The 2,648-nt window shown below is 59.4% G+C and carries 6 protein-coding genes; all 6 read left to right on the top strand.

All coding sequences use genetic code 11. From position 1 onward, the window contains the following. Positions 1 to 205 (top strand): hypothetical protein (locus RBA40_RS33010; protein ID WP_306653003.1); only part of this gene is annotated, 205 nt, incomplete at its 5' end. Beyond that, positions 202 to 423 carry a DUF7940 domain-containing protein gene (locus tag RBA40_RS33005; protein ID WP_306653105.1) on the top strand — a complete coding sequence of 74 codons (222 nt, stop codon included), beginning with the start codon at positions 202 to 204 and terminating at the stop codon, positions 421 to 423. The genes RBA40_RS33010 and RBA40_RS33005, both read left to right, overlap by 4 nt. Then, positions 407 to 904 carry a lysozyme gene (locus tag RBA40_RS33000; RefSeq protein ID WP_306653103.1) on the top strand — a complete coding sequence of 166 codons (498 nt, stop codon included), beginning with the start codon at positions 407 to 409 and terminating at the stop codon, positions 902 to 904. The genes RBA40_RS33005 and RBA40_RS33000 overlap by 17 nt, the downstream gene beginning before the upstream one ends. Positions 905 to 924: 20 nt before the next feature. Continuing rightward, a complete protein-coding gene (locus RBA40_RS32995) occupies positions 925 to 1,392 on the top strand; it encodes a hypothetical protein (protein ID WP_306653101.1) in 468 nt (155 codons plus the stop codon). Beyond that, positions 1,389 to 1,520 carry a hypothetical protein gene (locus tag RBA40_RS32990; RefSeq protein WP_306653100.1) on the top strand — a complete coding sequence of 44 codons (132 nt, stop codon included), beginning with the start codon at positions 1,389 to 1,391 and terminating at the stop codon, positions 1,518 to 1,520. Before RBA40_RS32995 ends, RBA40_RS32990 begins: the two co-directional genes overlap by 4 nt. 197 nt (positions 1,521 to 1,717) lie before the next feature. Further along, positions 1,718 to 2,648 (top strand): DUF6531 domain-containing protein (locus RBA40_RS32985; protein ID WP_306653099.1); only part of this gene is annotated, 931 nt, incomplete at its 3' end.

Raw genomic sequence — 2,648 nt, 5'->3', positions numbered from 1 at the left:
CTTCCTTGCCGCGATGGTCTGGAGCGTCGCCGGCCAATCCAATAAGCTCGACCAGCTCATCATGAATACGGCGAAGTTGGAGAAGCGCGTCGACGAGCGCGACAGCCGGCTCGACATGGTGAAGGAAGCGCAGTACGAGCTTCGCCGTGTCAACGACGGCCTGGCCATGCGTGTCGACGCGCTGGAACGGTCGAGCCGCAAATGAGACTGCTTCCCGAATGGCGCACCGTCCTGCGCAAAGCCTGGAGCGTGAAGTTCAACGTCGCCGCGACACTATTCGGCGCCGCCGAGGTGGCCGTGGCCATCTGGAAGCCGGACGGCGTGCCGAACGGCATGTTCGCCGGCGGCGCCGCGGCAATCTCCATTTTCGCAAATGTCTCGCGCCTCTTGGCGCAGAAAGAAATCCATGGCACTGACAAATAAGGTCCGCATGGGCATCGCCGGGCTGGTGGTGAGCGCCGCAGCGTTCGTGGGCATCCTCACACGTGAGGGCTACAGCGACGGCGTGATCATCCCGACGAAGGGAGACGTTCCCACCATTGGATTCGGCACCACAGGCGGCGTGAAGGCTGGCGACCGCACCACACCGGTCAAGGCAGCGCAGCGGGCACTGCTCGACGTCGGCGCGTACGAAGGTGCGGTCAAGCAATGCGTGCGCGCGCCGCTGACCCAGGCGGAATACGATGTCTATGTCGACCTGACCTACAACATCGGTTCGAATGCGTTTTGCGGCAGCACCGTCGTGAAGCGGCTGAATGCCGGCGACTATCGCGGCGCCTGCGATGCGATCCTGCTGTACCGGTTCGCCGCTGGCTACGACTGCTCGACACCCGGCACCCGGCGCTGCGCTGGGGTGTGGACGGATCGCCAGCGCTCGCATGCGCAGTGCGTGGCCGCCCAATGATCCCGCTAGCCGCAATTCCGATGGCCTGGAAAATCGGGGCCGCGCTGGCCGTGGCAGCCGCTGTCGCGGCCGCCGCCGCAGGGTACCGCTCGCACGTTTGGCATGCCGGCTACGACGCCGCTGTCAGCGACCGGGCCGCGCGCGACCTGGGCGCCGTCGTCGCGCGCGTGCAGGACAACGCCGTCCTTTCGACTCAGCAGCACACCATCAATGTCGGAATCACGAAAGCCAAGAATGAAGAACTTGCTCCTGTTGCTGCTGTTATTGCTACTCGTCGGGTGCGCGTCGGTCACGCCATCTGTAGCGGACCTGCCGCCCCCGCCAAAGCCGAAAGCGCCAGCGGCGGCGACCGCGCCGATCCACCCGGCCGGCTGGTTTCAGAAAGCGTTGAGCGAAATTTTAGAGCGTTGACGCTGGCCGTGGAGCAGGACTTGGCAACAGGGCGTGCGTGCCAGGCGTTTATCGAGGCAAATGGGTTGGTGCCGTGAGCGACGCCGCCGGGCCGCTGACCCTGGAGATGCACCGGGTCGACGGCCCGGACAGGTCGCCCATGCAGATGATCAGCGCCTACCTGCTGGCGCATTTCGTGGGCTGTGAGGCTGAGTTTTGCAGTTAGCGACGGAATGTCAGGAGCGTGGCGAGGCAAATCAATGGCACTCTGTACGCATAGGCACACTCGACATTTTAGGCGTATGGCGAAAGCTGCCATAGAGGCCAGCGGCGACAGTTGAGGGTAGGGTAGTGCAAAATTACAACGTTAACAAATAACTATTTCCGAATATATAAATGTATTGACGGTGCCATGAGATAATTTTGCAACTTTCAAAAACGCAAAGGTATGAGATGGGTTTTCCGTTTGCAGGTTTTAGATTTTCTTCGCGGTTATCGCCCCACCGCATTTTTTTCTCGTTGCTGACGGCAGTTCTGTTGTGCGTGGCAGTCAATGCGCGGGCGGAGGAGCCCAAGACTGAGCAGGACACGTTTGGACCGTATACGTACTTCCTTATACAGTTGGCTCCAGATGTGGATGAGGAGAGCGCAATAAAAAGGTCGATTAAATTTATGAAAGGCACAAACCCGAACGCCTATTGCAAAGTGACTTTTGTGCCGCCCGCGTTATCAGTCTACGGGGCAGAAGTAATGTATGAGTCTGGAACTAGGTCCTGGGCACGCAAGCCGATGGATGCGTACATCTCTATAATGAAGGATGGCGTATGCACCAAGGACACGAAATACGGCGATGGAATTTTTACTATGACGCGCGAGCGATGGGTATGCCGCGCAGCGCAAAATCAGCGTTATTCTGCCCAGCACGAGAGATGCGTCGGTATTCAACCTGAGGCAAACGACGACGCGGATGGGAAAAATATCGGACTGGGATGTCCTGACAAAGGACCAACCGTCGGTTCGACTGGACCGACCGTAGGCGAACCGATCCAGCCAGCCACCGGCAACATGTGGCACCTCATTACGGATTACCATGCGTCGAACGGCGCAAGTAACCTGACGCTCAGCCGTATCTACAACAGTGCGCCTACCTATCCGGATCCCCGTGTGGTTCGTGGGTTTGGCGTGCGTTGGACCCATTCGTATAACAAATCGCTCAGGCCAGAAAAGCAATACGCCAATGGCAACACTTGCTGGCGCTCTACCTGGGATGGTTCCCTGGAGTGTTCTTCGGGTTTCCGGAGCGAGGAACCTATTCCAGGCCGGGTATCCATCAGCCATCCGGACGGGAAGCAAT

Source organism: Massilia pseudoviolaceinigra (assembly GCF_030846505.1).
In the GTDB taxonomy this organism is placed as follows: domain Bacteria; phylum Pseudomonadota; class Gammaproteobacteria; order Burkholderiales; family Burkholderiaceae_D; genus Telluria_A; species Telluria_A violaceinigra.
Note: the sequence above shows the minus strand (reverse complement) of the source record. Positions and strands in the feature narration are given on the sequence as shown.

What these genes read in the sequence shown, in the direction of transcription:
- RBA40_RS33005 (WP_306653105.1), top strand. Translation starts at nt 202, where the DNA reads ATGAGACTGCTTCCCGAATGGCGCACCGTCCTGCGCAAAGCCTGGAGC.
- RBA40_RS33000 (WP_306653103.1), top strand. Translation starts at nt 407, where the DNA reads ATGGCACTGACAAATAAGGTCCGCATGGGCATCGCCGGGCTGGTGGTG.
- RBA40_RS32995 (WP_306653101.1), top strand. Translation starts at nt 925, where the DNA reads ATGGCCTGGAAAATCGGGGCCGCGCTGGCCGTGGCAGCCGCTGTCGCG.